Genomic DNA, 16914 nt, shown 5'->3' on the forward strand with positions numbered 1-16914 from the left:
CTTTATTGACCATGATGAGCAGATGCTGATGAAGCTAGGCAATGTTTCAGTGACCTATATAGAAACGCTGGCAAATGCGATTCATCGCTGCGGAATAAACCCAGCGCCTTTATTAAAAGAGTTTGGACTCATCCTTTCTGAACTTAGTGATGAACAGCAGCAAGTCAGTATTGCTCGGTTTATGCGTCTTGGTGCAGCAGCAATAACGTTAACCCAGGAGCCTGGTCTTGGCTTACTTATGGGAAAGCATGCTCCCATCCAGCAGTGGGGGCTGGCAGGCTTATTAGCACTGAGTGCACCTAACATGAAGTCAGCTATAACCGCACTCATCGACTATGAATGTTTAACCAGTGAAAGTGTACGTGGAAAATCAAGCCTTGATTACACTGAAAACAGTTGTCATATAAATTTTTACAGTATTTCACCTTATACTGTTTATAACCTATTTATTGTTGAATCTGTTTTACTTAGCTGGCTACAGACTTTACGTTGGTTGGCGGAGCCTGAACAGCTTCAAGCAGAGGTTTTTTTTGAGTTTCCAGCACCAGCCTATGCCAACAAATTTAAGCCATTTTTTAAGTGTCCAGTTCACTTCTCTCAACCATTTAATAAATTAGTCATCTCTGCATCATCACTTACAAAATGTAACCGCTTTAAACATCAAGTAATGTATAACTCTCTACTGGCAACCTGTGAGCAAAAGAAAAAACAACTCACCTTTTCTGCGCGTTGGCAAGAACGTGTAGTGCGTATTCTTTCACGAGAACTGCATGGGGGGCAGCCCACATTAGAGTTCACAGCAGCCCAACTAGGTCTATCGCAATGGACACTTCGCCGTAAACTTAACGAGGAAAGCACTTCCTTTCAAAAACTACTTAATCAAACTCGATTGGATTTAGCTCTTAATTATGTAAAAGAAACACCACTCAGTTTTGCAGAAATCGCTTACCTATTAGGGTTTTCATCGCCAGAAGCATTTCAGCGAGCCTTTAAACGTTGGACCACAAAAACGCCAGGTCAAGTACGTCAAATAGAATTACATCACTCTTCATAATCCCAAGGGTCATCAACAGGTGCTTCATGCTGCTCTGCTAGCTCAAACCAGTCTTCTGTTTGCTGTTGTTGCTCCAACAATTCCTCAACATAATCTTCCATTCATGCGCCCTCTATTAGTGCAAAAAATTTAAGACTGTTCTTCAGGAATACGTTCTACGCTTTACATTTCATCCATAATTATTAGTTGTACTATGAAGGAAAATGTAAGTTAAAGACGTAATAAGTACTCCTAAATGGAAATAAGCAGATAAAGTAAAGCAATAATTAAGCCATTGTTGAGAATAGCCTAAGGAAGGAAACTTCGATAATTAAGATTTAAGGAGCAAATTGGACGGGTAAACAACTCTTACAAATATTGGTAAAAAATTTTTGATTTAACGACGGGTGTGTCAAGTACTTTTTGTTGCACTTTAAGTGTAGGAAGATATGGCGGAGCGGACGGGACTCGAACCCGCGACCCCCGGCGTGACAGGCCGGTATTCTAACCAACTGAACTACCGCTCCATATTTTTATCTTGTGACTGACTCTATTTTTCCTGACGTGGTGGGCAGGGAGGGGTTCGAACCCCCGACCCTCGCCTTGTAAGGGCGATGCTCTCCCAGCTGAGCTACCTGCCCGACAGGTGATGCGCATTCTACTGGTATTTTTTTCAGAGTCAATAGCTTATATGTTGCGATACAACCAACAATGGTAAAAAAACGACTAAGCTACGCCACCAGTTTAATACTCAGCATTATAAAACAATTGCCTTACATGCAAAAAATGGTGATAACATAACCATTCATGCAAATAAGGCTAACCTGGCACAAACAGCCAACTAGATGGAAAAAACAAATACTTACACGTTTTACAACGTAATACTCAGATATGCCCTAACCATTCCAGCCTCATCCTGAGCATCAATTCTAATTTTCTCTATCGTAAAGTGATATTGATTATGTAAATTAATCACCCAGGCTAACAGCTTTTGATAGGCGACCTTATCCATCCATACTGTCACCCCTTCATTAGAGGGCTGAACTCGACTTAACTTAATGCCTTGCTGTCTAGCAGCACCAGTGACAACAGCCGAAAGTTTATCCTGAGAGACTTGCTGACCGCCCTGACTTGCACTTTGCCTAGCAGCCTGTTCATTTGCCTGAATAAAAGCCAGCGTATCCATGTTTGACTGATATTCTTTACGTGACTCTTCGGACCACTGCATTACAGGATCCCAAATCAACATATAAACGACCGTTAAAGTCACAGCAACAACCATAATTAACAAAGCACGCCGATCCCGCTCTGGCATTGCATTTAGCTGTGCAGTTATTTTTTCCACGAAAGGTGATGCCATACTATCAATCTACCTTCTATGCTTGAATATTAATACGTGCTAGAACAGTCTCTTTTTCTTGGTTCGCTGTTTCTAGTTTGGCACTCATACCACGCTGCTTTAATTGATTGACATAAGCATCCAACACTTCATAGCTCTTTGCATTCACTTCAAGCATTAACGAATTACCAGAACTATTAAAATCTAGACTTTTTGGCTTTATTTGCTGACTTCCCAGTTGCTGAGTAACAGATGAAACATCAACCAGTAACTTAATAAAAACCCCTTCTCCACCTGAAGAAGCATTCTGTTTCATCCGACTCGTCATACTATCTTTAATATCAAAAACATTTCGCGCATTAGGGTATATTGAGCGAAAAATTTCTTCCGCTTGCTGATTCAGGGCATCACTTTGCTGACCAAAATATATTGCCTGCCCCAAATGCAGACCTAACGTCACAACAACCCATGCCGCCGCCAAGTAAATAACACTTTTCCACTTCGCAAACCCAGCGCTGCTATCTGCATTAACAGCATATTGACTTTGAAATAAGTTAATAAATTTATTGCGGTTCTGACTTTGCAAAAAACTACGGCATAAGTAGTGGAAAGTAGCCCCCTTTAACGCAGAAAACTCTAGTTCAATTTGGTATGGCTGCAGTTGCTGCTCTAATTGTTTTAGTAACCGTTTTATTTCTAAGGTAACAGGTTTAGCGACTGTTACTTTTAACCGTGTAAAACCTGCCGACATCGCTAATGCTGGATCATCCTCTACATCAATCATGCGATATTCAGCAGGATTTTCTAATACAGTTTGCAATGTCATTGGAAGAATTGAGGTGTCTACACTAAAGTAGTTGTCCTCAGGTATAGCCATTAAAGCTTTATCACCCTCAACAACAACTTGTATAACCTCTGAAGAAGTGGTATTGACTAACTGAGCTTCAGAGATACAAAGATACGGATTCAGTGCTAAATCAGAAATAGCAGCAAACAGCTTACTCATTGACTCATGGGCAATAGCCGCTACAGGGAGCATTTCTTCATGCACCTGACTATTAGTGACAATGTGCATATCATCGATATCATTTACCAAGTGATCTTCTAACATATAAGGCAGCGCTTGCTTTATATGTTTCATCTGGGCCTCACTGACAGGTACTTTTACAAGAAGCGCTTGATCACCGGGCAAAATAAACACGGTCTTAGCCTGAGCTAAGGCATTTTCTTCTGTAAGTGTTTCTTGAATTGATAATAAGTTTCCTTTAGCAGGGCCACTGATAACCTCACCTTCACTGGAGCACAACAGCCACTCGGTATTAATGTCTGCAGGGTCTTCACTAGGTAGAGATAAAATCCGTACAAAAAGGTGATGGTCCATACCAATTAACAGCCTAAATTATGTCTTTTTTGGTTTATTTTGGATTAAAGGTGCTGGCAAGCGGCCCTCTGCCCGGGCAATAACATCAACTTGTTTATCTGCACGCTTGTAGTAACTGAGCATATGATAACGTGCATCAGCAAACTTTACGGTGATTACTGCTAAAAAATAGTTACTGGAAACAGCAAGCGCATCATCACTTAATTTATTGCCCTGCCCTGCAAACATAGACAGTGAAGTGAGCTTACTGACTGAGTCAAATCCCTTATCACCTCGTTGGCGAATGATTTCTTCAGCTTGAGCTTCCTGCATATTCGGCAACAATGACATCAAAACTTCTTTTGGGGCTGTGTTAATGTTTAACTTACTCTCTGCAGGTAAGGCCACAAGGTAAGGCGCCAGTTGCTTATAAAGCTTGGCATTCATTTTGGGAAGAAACATTAACTCAGAAATAGACGTCATTGGTCTGTCTGCAGCTCGGTACGGCATCTCATTTAACAAGTATTCGTTATCCTCAAAGCCGCCACCAGGTGTGGTTTGATCATTTTCATCAACCCAATCAGTTATCTGTTGAGTAGGCACGCTAAGACCCAGTTTAGTTACTAAGTTTTTAAATAAGTCTTTACCACCTGATTTATTTGAGTTACTAGGAGTAGGATTCGTATTTCCATTCGTACCATTATTATTTGTATTATTGTTAGACTGCTTACTTACAGAACCTAGCCAGTTCACATTGATATAGCCTTGCAAGTCAATCACATTAATATAAATGTAATCACCTTCTTTAATCTTGTCTTTATCTTTACTTTCTCCAATCACACCTGACTCAATTTCATCTAAGGGGTAGTAGCGATCAATTAAACTCCAAGCTTCTTTTAAATGGTCTACAGTAGAAGACGTTGATGGACTACCTGTGCCTGGAGGAGGATTTGATCCCGCAGGCTGGTTTTTTTTATCTTTTTCCAAATCAGCTAACAATAATTGAGCAACTAAATCTTCTGCTGCCAGAGCGTATGCTCGAGCCTGACTTCGCATTAAAAAATTGGAAGTACGATCAGTCTGAAAGTGGAGCTCTGTAACTACTTTTGCCACCATCACACTGATTAGGCTGAAAATAACCATCACAAAAATTAGTGCAACACCACGCTGACGCTTTGGAAACTGAGGAGCATAATATTTACCAGTCATTAAAACCCTCCTCTTCCAGTAGCTCCAGGAATCTGGTTATTACTCTGCTGCGGTTTTGGAGTATTTACACCCACAAAATACCTTACCATACGTCCATATCGAGGATCATCCAGAGACAATTCAACCCCACCAGGCACCAGCTCTTTAGGATCAGCGTTATTATTTAAAAGGGGGTTTGAAGCTCCAGAGTTGTTATTTGCCACAGCCCAGTCTTCCACCCAATTATGCTCTTGATTGAGAAAGCGAAAACTAATGCCATTAACTCCAGTTAAAATGATTTGTTCCTTATAAGGTGCATTAGGAGCACGATCCAATACCAACCAAAATCGCCGAATTAGCTTGTCATCTTCAAGTGTGTAAGCGACTCGTTGAAACTCGCTACGTTTAGCCAGGGCAGGATTACGCCACCCCTGCCGAGTAAACTCAACTAAGTAACCACCTTGATTAGCGACAAAAGCAGGGAGAGCCTCCCCTAATTCACTTTTAATTGGACGAGGAGCCAACTGGGAAAAATCTTTTTCCATAATCAAAAAAGCCCGTTGTACCTCATTAAGACGTTTAAGGCTTTTTTCGGTAACGGCTTGCGTTCGTGCAGTTGTATGAAATAGCGAGTATGCCGCCATACTCACAATCGAAAAAATGGCAATGGCGATCATCAACTCTAAAAGGGTAAAGCCATCACTACGCGTCATATTCTTTATTTTAGCAGTTACTAAAGACGTCATTCGCTTTGCTTCCTTAAGAAGCCAATCATGCGATAAAGACTTCGCTCTTTATTAACACTACCACCTTGTTCAGGAATCACTGCGACTTCAACACGTCGAAATCCCTCCTGACCCGTTGTTTTTGTCTCTGCGATGATGTGCCAGTCTCGCTCAGCAAAACGCACGGAGGTTTGCTTTTCTCCTGTATCAGGCCACTCACGAGAAAGTTTTAATTGATTTAGATAGTTTTCAGCAACCCAGCCAGCAAGGATCTTATCCTCAAGATAAGCTGCCTGCTTGACCCCAGTTGATCCTGACATCGCAACCACAGCTGCAGCTGAAGCAAAAATCGCTAATGCAATCATGACTTCCAGCAGCGTAAATCCCCTACTTTTCCGTTTTAACTTCAATGCCATTGAAACCATCAGAGACTAAATAATAAGGTGTTTTGGAGTTGTTATCGGAGAGAGTCATACGAAAGGGTGTAACCTGAGAATCACTATAGACAACGATTTCAGGCGTTACTTTTCCTTTATCTTTTTTCTGCTTAGACTTGCCTTTAGTCGTGGTTGATTTTTTGTTTAGAAAAGGATCCTCTTCAGGCTTTACATCCAAAATCAACCCTTCAGGCAGTTCATACTGCTGAAAATGCCCTTCTTCCATAGGCTGCCAGGCATTATCATCCTCATTAAACTGAAACCATTCGTAACGAGGACCATCACTCTTAAATCCAAGTTCAACGCCTTTTAACAGCGCGTGATCAGCAGCCAATTGAAACAGCTGCTGTAACCGTCGGGACTCGTCTTGTAATGCTTTTTGCCCCCCATCACGCATTAATGGGCTCACCATTGTTATACCGACTAATGTGCCAATAATGACAATGACTACTAATATTTCAACAAGCGTAAACCCTTTAGACAACGGCTTTCTGGAGGGCATTAACTTCATTCGTTAGCTTTCCCAGCTAGTGATGTCTGTATCAAAACCTTCACCACCTTTTTTACCATCAGCACCTAAAGAGTAAAGGTCAAATTTGCCATGATTCCCTGGAGCCTGAAACTGATAAGGGCGTCCCCATGGATCTACTGGAATTTTTTCTAAATAACCATCAGGATTCCAGTTACGCGCTTCAGGTTGTCCACTGGGTTTACGAACGAGAGCCTCCAAACCTTGGTCAGTGCTAGGGTAGTTATGGTTGTCAAGCTTATACATTTCCAGTGCTGTTTTAATGTTTGCGATATCAGATCGAGCAACCGTCACTTTGGCTTGATCAGGACGGCTCATTATTTTAGGCACAACTAACGCACCCAAAATACCCAAAATCACCACAACAACCATAATTTCGATAAGGGTAAAGCCTGACTGCTTCGGCCTTGCAACATTTCTTCTCACAGTTTCATTCCTTACATTCTCGTTGTATTAACCTAGAAGCTGGTTCATGTTGAGGATGGGTAACAACACTGCAAGTACAATTATCAGCACAATCCCCCCCATAAACATGAGCGTCAACGGCTCAAACAAACCAACTATAACGGCCATTCGGCTCTCTAAATCAGTTTCTTGACTTCGCGCTGTTCGCTCCAGCATATCATCAAGTTCCCCACTGGCCTCTCCACTTGCAATCATATGCAGCATCATGGGAGAAAAGTGACCTGTCTGCTCCATCGCTTTTGTTAAGCTTATTCCTTCACTCACCTGCTGAGGTAAAATACTGAATGCCTGTTTGATATAAAGGTTAGAAACCACCTCTGTGGCAATTTTTAACGCATCAACTAAAGGCACTCCACTTCGTGTCAAAATACTTAACGTACTAGCAAAGCGTGCAGTATTCATCTGCCGATTCAAGCGACCAACCAATGGCACCCGCAAAATAAAACGGTGAAAACGAAGCTTAACGGGTGGCTTGCTTAACAGGTAACGGGTAGTCACCACAAAACCAATGATGGCAAGCACAATGAGATACCAGAAGTCCTTAAAGACATCACTCAATGATATCAAGATTGTGGTAAGTGCAGGAAGTTCCTGACCACTATCAATAAAGACTTTAACAATATCAGGAACAACAAAGCCTAATAAGAACGCAACAATCCCAAACGACGCTAGAATTAACAAGGCTGGATAGACTAAAGCCATTTTAATTTTTTGCTGAGATTGCTGGCGAGACTCTGAGTAATCAGCCAGCTGATTAAGTACTTTATCCAAAAAGCCTGCATGCTCTCCTGCGGAAACTGTCGCACAATACATTGAAGGAAACACGCCTGGGAAGCACTCCATGCTTTGTGCTAACGTGTAACCTTCCAGTACTTTGGAACGAACCGAAAGCACAATATTTTTAATACGTTGTTTTTCCTGCTGCTCAGCAACAGCCCGCAGGGCCTCTTCAATGGGCAATGCGGCTTGAATTAATGTTGCTAACTGGCGAATAAGCAGTGCAAGTGCTGAGGTAGATATTCCTCCTGCAAGAAGGCTTCCTCCTCCCTTCGCTTTACGCTCTTGTTGCGAGGCAACTTCAACCGTTAATGGTGTTAGCTTTTTTTCTCGAAGCAGCTGTCGAACCTGTCGAGCACTATCTGCCTCTACTGTACCACGTTCTTGCTTTCCCTTCGCATTCAGGGCTGTATATTCGTAAGCGGCCACACTTAAACCTTATGCTAATCTTCTTGCGTTACCCTTAAAACTTCTTCCAAGGTAGTTAATCCTGCAAGCACTTTACGCCGTCCATCTTCACGAATGCTCGGCCGATTGATACGAACGTATTCAATAATTTCCTGCTCACCTGCTTGGTTATGAATTAACCGCCGAACTTCACTATCAATTGGAATAATTTCGTAAATCCCATTTCGCCCTTTGTAGCCAGTATAATTACACTCGACACAGCCTTTTGCCCGGTAAATTTCTGGAGGCACATCAACATTTAAATGCAACCTTAGGCATTCCGCCTCATCTGGACGATATGGATCTTTACAGCTCTGACATAACCGTCGTACCAGACGTTGAGCAACAACTCCCACCAAACTTGAAGATAACAGAAAAGGCTCAACTCCCATATCCTGCAAGCGGGTTATAGCCCCTACTGCACTGTTTGTATGCAAGGTAGACAGTACTAAGTGTCCTGTTAAACTGGCTTGTACAGCAATTTCAGCCGTTTCAGTATCACGAATCTCCCCAACCATGACAACATCAGGGTCTTGCCGGAGAATAGCTCTCAAGCCTCTGGCAAAAGTCATATCAACTTTAGTATTAACCTGTGTTTGACCAATGCCCTCAATATTGTATTCAATCGGATCTTCTACAGTAAGAATATTACGGGTTTGGTCATTTAGCGTAGCAAGGGAAGCATAAAGCGAAGTCGTTTTACCTGACCCTGTTGGCCCTGTAACCAGAATAATCCCATGTGGACGGGAAAGCACTGTCTTCATCAGTTGCATATCATCAGCCGACATGCCTAAGTGGGTAAGGTTTAAGCGTCCAGCAGACTTATCTAATAGACGCATTACAATCCGCTCACCACTGTTGGAAGGTAATGTCGATACCCGGACATCGACTTCTTTGCCCGCTACTCTTAAAGCAATTCGCCCATCTTGTGGAACACGTTTTTCTGCAATGTCCAGCTTAGACATAACTTTAATACGAGAAGTTAGCAGTGGTGCAAGCTGTCTTTTAAGTCGAAGTTTTTCCTGCAATACACCATCAACCCTGAAACGCACCGCTAAGTGCTTTTCAAAAGTTTCAATATGAATATCTGATGTTCCCTCTTTGATGCCTTCAGACAAAATAGCATTGATCAATCGTATAACGGGGGCATCATCCGCTTGCTCAAGTAAATCCTCTGACTCTGGCACCTGATCAGCCAAGCTGGCCAAGTCCATGTCATCACCAATACCCGCAACATTTTGTAATGCACCACTATCACTCTGGTAAATAACTGAAAGCAACTCACCAAAACGGTCTTCATCTACTAATTCATAACTCATGCTGGAAGCAGTGTACCGCCTAAGCTCAGCGGCAATCATGGGGGTTAAGCCCTTTTTATGAAACACCCGTACATGACCATCTTCCTGCATTTGAAAAAGTACGCCATATTTTTTAGCAAACGCAAAAGGTAGGCGCTTTTCCTCAAAAGAAACTTCTTGATTTGTTAGCTCTGGCTGCGACGATACTTCCTTGTTTTCACCATTCGCAGCCTCTTTTTGGACTGACTTTATTTGTACTTGCGCAGTCATCTACCCACCCGAAATTATGATTATCAATAATAAGATTATGCCTGGGATAGCCACTAGCATCTATGCCCAATTTCACTAACCTGGCATCGTTAGTGATAAGGCCAGTATGAGCACCTGCTGCTTTGAACCATTTGCTTCCTTTTAGGTCTTAAACAAAGCCAACAGTTCCCAATGGTTTACATCAGTTGTGAACCAAGTGCAAACAATCTATAACTAGACTATTTAGTCATAGACCTATTTTGGATAATTGGTCACTTTATTTTTGAGTACTAAACCGTTAAGGGAATAATATTTTTTAAAAATTTCACAGTCTTACAGCTACTTGCTTGACCCGTTTCAAGCATTTGCTGTTATTATGTCATTAATAATACGTTTGTTGTGGTACATTTCCTTACTCAACAACTGGCCAAACAAACGCTCACTATAGAATATAGAATAATCAGTAATGAAAGCAGCTTCACTACCTCCTTATCTTATCTGGGGGCACCCTAAAAATATCACGGTGCTCACCTTCGTCCTATTAACCATAATAGGGATGACAGTTGCTTCCCAAGGACTATCAGTTTATACCCTGCTTGTTGCTGAACCAGTACAACCGGAAATTGTTCGACAACCTTCTCAGTATCAGACGGCTGCTATTAATCCCGCCAATGTTGCTCTCCTATTTGGCCGTGGAGAGGATCCTCAGACGGTCCAAAAGAACATTCCTAAAACCAACCTACGCTTAATACTTAAAGGCGCTTTTGCTAATGCGGATGACAAGTTATCCAGTGCCATTATTGAGGGGAGTGACCGGCGAACGGCGCTTTATTATGTAGGTGATACATTACCAGGCAATGCACAGCTTGATAAGGTGCATTCTGATCATATTGTAATTTCTCGAAATGGAGTCCTTGAAACACTTTACTTTCCAGAAGCTCATGGGCAAAGTCGTTTCCAGGCAATTGACGTTAACATAACCCAATTACCCAAAACTCCTGCACAAACTACTCAAGATTCCGCTTTTTCCCTTCCAGAACCCACATCATTGCTACCATCAGCACCCGTTAAACGTGAGAAGGAAAAGGCACCTATTTATACACCGAGCTACGATCAATCTCAGATAAAACAACGAATGCAAGAGCTCAGAGAAAGGATGCGTGCTCTCGAAAACAACTCCACAGAGGGTTAAAGCATGCAGCCTTTTACTGTCAAGAACGAGGAAAAGTGTCGGGACTTTTGGAAAACACTCATGCCTTACCAACATCCAAAAACTAAACTTGGCCGCTTCACCCGGCTTGTAATTAATACCTCTTTACTCTGTTTTTGCGCATCAATGCCAATACATAGTTATGCAGCAGATAATGCTGAAACAGAGAAGAAGTGGACCATAAACCAGAAAAATGCAGATATTCGTGAGTTCATTGCTCAGGTTGCCTCGATAACGGGACAAACTATCATCATAGACCCGCGAATAAAAAGCATGAATAACGTAACCGTAGTTTCATCAACGCCGCTATCCAGAGATGAAATTTACGATGTATTCCTTTCCGTATTGCAAGCCAATGGTTTTACTGCAGTTCCTCAGGGTAAAACACTAAACATTGTTCCTATCAACCGCGCCAAAAGTGATGCCCCAGAGTTTCTACCAAACACCAAACCCAACGCAGGAACAATGATCACCCGTGTGGTGGAATTGGTAAACTTATCCGCTGTTGAGTTAATCCCTGTAATTCGTCCTTTAATCCCTCAGTATGGTCATGCTGCTGCAATTGCTTCCAGTAACTCCATCATCATCAGTGACCATGTCAGCAACGTAAACCGGCTAGCCAAACTCATCCGAGAAATGGATATGGCTGAAAGTACTAACTTTGACATCATCAAGCTTGAAAATGCCTGGGTGGGCGACTTGGTTAAAGTGATTAAAGAAAGCTTACTTGGCAAACAGCAAAACCGTAAACTGAGTGGAGAACTTATTGCTGATGAACGCACTAACCGCCTCTTAGTTACTGGTAAATCTCAATTTCGTCAGCAAGTACGCCGCTTGGCAAAAGCAATGGATGTAGCCTCTGAAGCGACTTCATTAACTCGCGTTATCCACTTACGTCATGCAGACGCAGAAAAGTTGGCAGAAACGCTAGCTGACTTAACTAAATCACTGAGTGGAAGTATTGCAGGAGGCAAAGATAGCAAAGAATCCAAACAAGTTGCCGTCAAAGCAGATGTTGATAACAATGCTCTCATTATTGCTGCAGCGCCTGAACTTGTGCGAGAAATTGAAAATATCGTTCGAAAACTCGATGTTCGACGTGCACAAGTACTAATAGAAGCTGCCATTGTTGAAGTGTCCGGTAGTATCAATGAGGCACTTGGTATTCAATGGGGGATAGACGGAACAAAAACATCTTCTGGAGGAGAAGGAAGCGCTAAACCATCAGTCACTGGGGCAATTTTAGAGAGTAAAGATATTAAGATTGGCAGTATTGCACTTCGTAACTCTAACTTTGGTATTCTCGTTAATGCACTAACCACTACAGCTAACAGTAACTTACTCTCCACCCCCAGTATTATGACACTGGATAATGAAGAAGCTGAAATCCTGGTAGGTCAGGAAGTCCCCTTTGAAACAGGTTCTTATACTACAGACTCTTCAGGTTCTAGTAACCCCTTTACGACGACAGAACGAAAAGATGTTGGTGTTCGTTTAAAAGTTACACCTCACATCAACGAAGGTGAAACACTTCGCTTAGAAGTCGATCAAGAAATTTCTGCTGTGGTACCAAGCTCTGAAAGTGGTGTTGATGGTTTGGTTACCAATAAGCGAACTATAAAAAGTACAATCCAAGTTAACAATAATGAAACGATTGTACTTGGAGGCTTAGTTCAAGATGATGTAAATCAGTCTGAAAGTGCTGTTCCTTTTCTTAGCTCTATTCCTCTCTTAGGGCGGCTTTTTGAGAATGATACAGATACGCATACTAAAAGAAATTTGATGGTCTTTATCAAAACTTCTATTGTGCTGAATGAACAAGAAAATGCAGATCTTACTGAAGACAAGTTTTCTTCAATTAAAATGGTTCGCAATAAGCTTGATAAAAAGTCAGAGAAATTTAACCTTAACCGAGTGCTTCCACAAAATGCCAGTGGCTTGTTCGACTCACCTCAAAAGCGCCAGCAAGAGCAAGGCTCAAGTAATAAGCCAACCATTTGGCAAGAACCTGCACCAGCAGCACGTCGCGGTAGCCCTTCTGCTCAAGCACAAAGTAATACTCCTGTTGCCAGTGGTAGTCCAGGTTGGGGGGTTCAGCTAGCATCTTACCGCTCTTCTGCTGCAGCCCAACAAGCTGCAAACAAAATCCAATCTCAGCACGCTCAACTGCTGGGCAGCCTGACACCAGAAGTAAAAGAGTCAAATATGGGCAGCAAGGGGGTTTATTACCGTGTTGTCTTTAGCGGGCTAAATGACCGTCGCCAGGCTCAAACCCTGTGCAGGCAATTACAAGCTGCTAAGCAAGGCTGCTTAGATATTCATAACTAATTTTACACAGTATTCAGCTACCATTATGCACCAACAGTATTCTCTGTTGGTGCTCTTATCACACTAATTCACTTCAGCTATACTAACCTCCTCTAATAATACAAATAGCTCCCTTAACATAAGGTTGAAGTGTCAATGCGCAACTGGAGTTTAAGGCCAAACTTACTGGCTAGTATGTTATTGGTTTGTGCGATGTTTTTATGGGGTAGCTCTTTCGTCGCTCTCAAGATCGCCTTTACCTCTTTTCCTCCCCTGCTTGTGATTTTCGTGCGTATGCTGATTGCCAGTTTGTGCTTTTTGTTTATATGGAAATATGCCAATCGCTATCAGTATCAAAAGGGTGACTGGAAATACTTAATGCTCCTGGGGTTATTTGAGCCGTGCTTGTATTTTCTTTGTGAGACTTATGCGTTACAAAATACAACAGCCTCTGCGGCAGGAATGATCACCGCACTGCTTCCTCTTCTTGTTGCTATCGCTGCAGCCTTTTTTTTGAAGGAAAAAATTAATAAGCAAGTTGGTATAGGGTTAGTGATCGCGCTTATAGGAACCTGTTGGTTAAGTGTTTCAGGTAAGTCATCTGCAGATGCACCAAACCCTCTTTTGGGAAACTTTTTTGAATTCCTTGCGATGATTTGCGCAACGGGCTATACCTTAGTCGTAAAGAAATTGAGTTCACGATACTCAGCCTTATTCTTAACAGCAACACAGGCATTTATTGGGACATTGTTTTTTTCCCCAGCCCTGTTTTTAACTGAATTACCAACAGAATTTCCATATACACCTACCCTTGCCATTGTCTACTTGGGGGTTGTTGTGACGCTGGGCGCTTATGGACTCTATAACATTTCACTCAGCTATGTTTCTGCAACACAAGCATCAGTATTTGTTAACCTAATTCCGGTATTTACTATATTATTAGCTTTTATAATTCTTGGAGAGCAGTTAACACACCAACAGCTTATGGCTGTACTACTTGTATTTTCAGGTTTACTTGTTAGCCAGTTTGCACCGTCAACCACAGTAGAAGAAGTTGAAGCAAGCCCCAGTTAGCTTATTTTTAATGCTTAAGTGACAAAAGGATTTAAAAATATTGAATTTGTTAACTGATTTTTTCTTAACCATCTATTAAATTCTCGCTTTCTTTTTTCTGCTGCATAACTCAGCTCAAGTTTGCGGGAATTTGCAATAAATTTTGGTTAAATTAATAAAGGCTTTTGTTATAAAAAGCCTTTATTTATAACAAAGTTAAGATAACTACCATGTGTAATAAAAGGGAGTTTCGGTGAGCAGTATTCGTATTTTCAAACATCATGTGCGAGTCCCCTATCTCCTATTAGGTATATTTGAGCTATGCCTTTTTGTACTTGCAACATACCTTGGCACCTACTTTAGGTTTGGTACCTTTGATCCTGTCCATACAGAACCAACTAGCCCCCTCTTATTCAGAGCCATACTACTAGGTGCCGTTTTCATTATCAGCATGATTGCTATGGGCCTTTATCAAGCAAGGCTTAGAGAAGGCTTTACAGGTATGCTCATTAGAGCAGCAATTAGCTTTATTTTCGGCAGTATTATCTTGTCACTGTGTTTCTTCTTATTCCCTACCCTTTTAATAGGGCGTGGTGTCTTTATACTCACTGTGCTTTTCACATTTGTCGCTATTGGTATTACTCGCTTTTTCTTTACCCGATTAGTGGATGAAAATATTTTAAAGCGTCAGGTATTAGTACTTGGTGCAGGGCATCGTGCCAATAATATTGCTCAACGGTTACGCAGAAGAACAGACCGGAGAGGTTTCAATATAGTCGGCTATATGCACATTGCAGATGAAGAAGATGTCGTAAACCCTGACTTTATTTTGAACACTGAACAATCACTGGTAGAGTTTGCCAATACTCATAATATTGATGAGATAGTAGTTGCGGTTGATGATCGACGCAGAAACTTTCCCATTAACGAATTGCTTGACTGTAAGCTCAGTGGTATTGATGTTGTTGATGTATTAACTTTTTTTGAACGAGAAACAGGCAAAATAGAGCTTGACTTACTTCACCCAAGCTGGATTATTTTTTCTGATGGCTTTGGTCAGAGCAATCTACGTGTATATTCTGAACGTGCTTTTGATATCCTTGCTAGCCTAACTCTTTTAGCCTTTGCATGGCCATTCATTGCAATCACCATTCTAGCTATCTGGTTAGAAGAAGGTTTTAAAGCACCTCTCATGTATAAACAACAGCGCGTCGGACTTAACGGTAACACATTTAACGTACTTAAATTCAGAAGCATGCGTGTAGATGCGGAGAAAAAAGGAAAACCACAGTGGGCCCAACAAAATGATCCACGAGTCACTCGCGTAGGCAAAATTATTCGCAAATACCGAGTTGACGAGCTGCCTCAAATCTTTAATGTTTTAAGAGGCGATATGGGTTTTGTAGGTCCTAGACCTGAAAGACCTGAATTTGTAAGCCAACTAGCTGACAAGATTCCTTACTATAATGAGCGCCACCGTATCAAACCAGGCATCGCAGGCTGGGCTCAGTTGTGTTACCCCTATGGAGCCTCCGATAAAGATGCTCTACATAAGTTACAATATGACCTTTACTATGTAAAAAACCATAGTTTGTTTTTGGATATTTTAATCCTTATCCAAACAGTAGAAGTGATTTTATTTGGTAAAGGAGCGCGCTAACTGCTGTAATGTATTTACCATTAAGCAGCAAAAAAATTATCGCAAATATAAAAAGGGCTGATATCATAGGCCCTTTTCTTTTTTATATAAATAAGTTAGACAACATCCAATAACTATCTACCGTCGTGGTAATGTTGGTCCGATTTACAACTTTACTAAAAACCTTCTTAATCCAATCTTCCATGAACTTTTCGATCGAATGGGCTTACCTTTATTAGTCACAACCTGTACGCATCGATCATCCCATAATTCAATCATTCTAAAATCTTTTACATTGGTTATTTCTAATCCAGCAAGGCCATTTTTTTCCAACCAACGCTCAACAAAAGGTATATACTCTGGAATTGAAGCTCTTGCTGTAAAAATACGAACCTCTTGTCCTTGTATCAACCAACTTCTTACTCTCTCTAACATTGGCTTTATAGGTTCACCAATATGTTCGGGTCCTCTCCAGTGATCATAACGGGCTAACGTTCCGTCAAGATCAACCCCTATCCAACCAGACATAACATCCTCTGATTCATCAAACACCTAAAGAATTTGATTATTTTTTACACTTGTAACTCACAAGTTAAAAATAAAGATAAAATATTCCAGTTTATCTTCAATATTAAAAATTCTGCTTAAGAAACGACCATCAGCAGCACAGTTCATAGCCATATTTTAATACAAGATAACTAAAACACACTCAACAATCCCTGAAAGAATTGTACCAAAACCTAGTCTTTATCAAGACATACCTTTAAAACAAACGTCAGAAATCATTACAGTAATACTACAATTACGTCAAATAAAAATGAATAACCTTGTTTATTCAGTTGGTTAAAAAAAACGGCC

General features: G+C 41.3%; 15 protein-coding genes and 2 tRNA genes. 5 read left to right on the forward strand and 12 right to left on the reverse strand.

The genetic code is table 11. From position 1 onward, the window contains the following. The first annotated feature begins 28 nt into the window (after nt 1-28). Nucleotides 29-1054, forward strand: coding sequence for an AraC family transcriptional regulator (locus ACQ96U_RS07705; RefSeq protein ID WP_431720665.1), 1026 nt, complete (start codon nt 29-31; stop codon nt 1052-1054). Nucleotides 1055-1483: 429 nt separating this feature from the next. Here the strand turns inward: ACQ96U_RS07705 and ACQ96U_RS07710 are convergent. From ACQ96U_RS07710 to gspE, 11 genes are all read right to left on the reverse strand, one after another. Continuing rightward, nucleotides 1484-1560: transfer RNA gene (locus tag ACQ96U_RS07710), tRNA-Asp, on the reverse strand. Nucleotides 1561-1598: 38 nt separating this feature from the next. Beyond that, nucleotides 1599-1674 (reverse strand) — tRNA-Val (locus ACQ96U_RS07715). A 230-nt stretch (nt 1675-1904) separates the two neighbouring features. Further along, nucleotides 1905-2393 carry a type II secretion system protein GspM gene (gspM, locus tag ACQ96U_RS07720; RefSeq protein WP_431720666.1) on the reverse strand — a complete coding sequence of 163 codons (489 nt, stop codon included), beginning with the start codon at nt 2391-2393 and terminating at the stop codon, nt 1905-1907. A gap of 16 nt (nt 2394-2409) precedes the next feature. Then, complete coding sequence (gspL, locus tag ACQ96U_RS07725) at nt 2410-3753, reverse strand: type II secretion system protein GspL (protein WP_431720667.1); 1344 nt, start codon at nt 3751-3753, stop codon at nt 2410-2412. A gap of 18 nt (nt 3754-3771) precedes the next feature. After that, nucleotides 3772-4941, reverse strand: a complete 1170-nt coding sequence (gene gspK, locus ACQ96U_RS07730; RefSeq protein WP_431720668.1) for a type II secretion system minor pseudopilin GspK — start codon at nt 4939-4941, stop codon at nt 3772-3774. Then, nucleotides 4941-5666, reverse strand: a complete 726-nt coding sequence (gspJ, locus tag ACQ96U_RS07735; protein ID WP_431720669.1) for a type II secretion system minor pseudopilin GspJ — start codon at nt 5664-5666, stop codon at nt 4941-4943. Before gspJ ends, gspK begins: the two co-directional genes overlap by 1 nt. Then, nucleotides 5663-6061, reverse strand: a complete 399-nt coding sequence (gene gspI, locus ACQ96U_RS07740) for a type II secretion system minor pseudopilin GspI (protein ID WP_431720670.1) — start codon at nt 6059-6061, stop codon at nt 5663-5665. The genes gspJ and gspI overlap by 4 nt, the downstream gene beginning before the upstream one ends. Next, a complete protein-coding gene (gene gspH / locus ACQ96U_RS07745) occupies nt 6033-6593 on the reverse strand; it encodes a type II secretion system minor pseudopilin GspH (RefSeq protein ID WP_431720671.1) in 561 nt (186 codons plus the stop codon). Before gspH ends, gspI begins: the two co-directional genes overlap by 29 nt. Nucleotides 6594-6596: 3 nt before the next feature. Further along, nucleotides 6597-7037, reverse strand: coding sequence for a type II secretion system major pseudopilin GspG (gspG, locus tag ACQ96U_RS07750; protein ID WP_431720672.1), 441 nt, complete (start codon nt 7035-7037; stop codon nt 6597-6599). Between the two features lie 27 nt (nt 7038-7064). Next, complete coding sequence (gspF, locus tag ACQ96U_RS07755; protein ID WP_431720673.1) at nt 7065-8282, reverse strand: type II secretion system inner membrane protein GspF; 1218 nt, start codon at nt 8280-8282, stop codon at nt 7065-7067. A gap of 14 nt (nt 8283-8296) precedes the next feature. Beyond that, entirely contained in the window at nt 8297-9868 is a 1572-nt protein-coding gene (gene gspE, locus ACQ96U_RS07760; RefSeq protein ID WP_431720674.1) for a type II secretion system ATPase GspE, read from the reverse strand. 445 nt (nt 9869-10313) lie between these two features. Between gspE and ACQ96U_RS07765 the strand changes: the two genes are divergently transcribed. The 4 genes from ACQ96U_RS07765 (at nt 10314) to ACQ96U_RS07780 (ending at nt 16077) form a co-directional block, all read left to right on the forward strand. After that, nucleotides 10314-11039, forward strand: a complete 726-nt coding sequence (locus tag ACQ96U_RS07765) for a type II secretion system protein N (protein ID WP_431720675.1) — start codon at nt 10314-10316, stop codon at nt 11037-11039. A gap of 3 nt (nt 11040-11042) precedes the next feature. Next, the gene (gene gspD, locus ACQ96U_RS07770; protein ID WP_431720676.1) at nt 11043-13385 is read left to right on the forward strand and encodes a type II secretion system secretin GspD; all 2343 of its coding nucleotides are present in this window, start codon (nt 11043-11045) and stop codon (nt 13383-13385) included. 135 nt (nt 13386-13520) lie between these two features. Then, complete coding sequence (locus ACQ96U_RS07775) at nt 13521-14438, forward strand: DMT family transporter (RefSeq protein WP_431720677.1); 918 nt, start codon at nt 13521-13523, stop codon at nt 14436-14438. A gap of 232 nt (nt 14439-14670) precedes the next feature. Next, the gene (locus ACQ96U_RS07780; protein WP_431720678.1) at nt 14671-16077 is read left to right on the forward strand and encodes a TIGR03013 family XrtA/PEP-CTERM system glycosyltransferase; all 1407 of its coding nucleotides are present in this window, start codon (nt 14671-14673) and stop codon (nt 16075-16077) included. Between the two features lie 144 nt (nt 16078-16221). On the opposite strand, the gene ACQ96U_RS07785 is transcribed toward ACQ96U_RS07780, so the two are convergent. After that, nucleotides 16222-16584: a hypothetical protein gene (locus ACQ96U_RS07785; RefSeq protein WP_431720679.1), complete on the reverse strand. Its 363-nt coding sequence runs from the start codon at nt 16582-16584 to the stop codon at nt 16222-16224. Nucleotides 16585-16914 lie beyond the last annotated feature (330 nt).

This window comes from Zooshikella sp. RANM57, assembly GCF_050749885.1.
Classification (GTDB): Bacteria; Pseudomonadota; Gammaproteobacteria; order Pseudomonadales; family Zooshikellaceae; genus Zooshikella.

Excerpts from the sequence above, each read along its gene's own strand:
- ACQ96U_RS07705 (WP_431720665.1), top strand. The coding sequence starts at position 29 with ATGAAGCTAGGCAATGTTTCAGTGACCTATATAGAAACGCTGGCAAAT.
- gspM (WP_431720666.1), bottom strand. The coding sequence starts at position 2,393 with ATGGCATCACCTTTCGTGGAAAAAATAACTGCACAGCTAAATGCAATG.
- gspL (WP_431720667.1), bottom strand. The coding sequence starts at position 3,753 with ATGGACCATCACCTTTTTGTACGGATTTTATCTCTACCTAGTGAAGAC.
- gspK (WP_431720668.1), bottom strand. The coding sequence starts at position 4,941 with ATGACTGGTAAATATTATGCTCCTCAGTTTCCAAAGCGTCAGCGTGGT.
- gspJ (WP_431720669.1), bottom strand. The coding sequence starts at position 5,666 with ATGACGTCTTTAGTAACTGCTAAAATAAAGAATATGACGCGTAGTGAT.
- gspI (WP_431720670.1), bottom strand. The coding sequence starts at position 6,061 with ATGGCATTGAAGTTAAAACGGAAAAGTAGGGGATTTACGCTGCTGGAA.
- gspH (WP_431720671.1), bottom strand. The coding sequence starts at position 6,593 with ATGAAGTTAATGCCCTCCAGAAAGCCGTTGTCTAAAGGGTTTACGCTT.
- gspE (WP_431720674.1), bottom strand. The coding sequence starts at position 9,868 with ATGACTGCGCAAGTACAAATAAAGTCAGTCCAAAAAGAGGCTGCGAAT.
- ACQ96U_RS07765 (WP_431720675.1), top strand. The coding sequence starts at position 10,314 with ATGAAAGCAGCTTCACTACCTCCTTATCTTATCTGGGGGCACCCTAAA.
- gspD (WP_431720676.1), top strand. The coding sequence starts at position 11,043 with ATGCAGCCTTTTACTGTCAAGAACGAGGAAAAGTGTCGGGACTTTTGG.
- ACQ96U_RS07775 (WP_431720677.1), top strand. The coding sequence starts at position 13,521 with ATGCGCAACTGGAGTTTAAGGCCAAACTTACTGGCTAGTATGTTATTG.
- ACQ96U_RS07785 (WP_431720679.1), bottom strand. The coding sequence starts at position 16,584 with ATGTCTGGTTGGATAGGGGTTGATCTTGACGGAACGTTAGCCCGTTAT.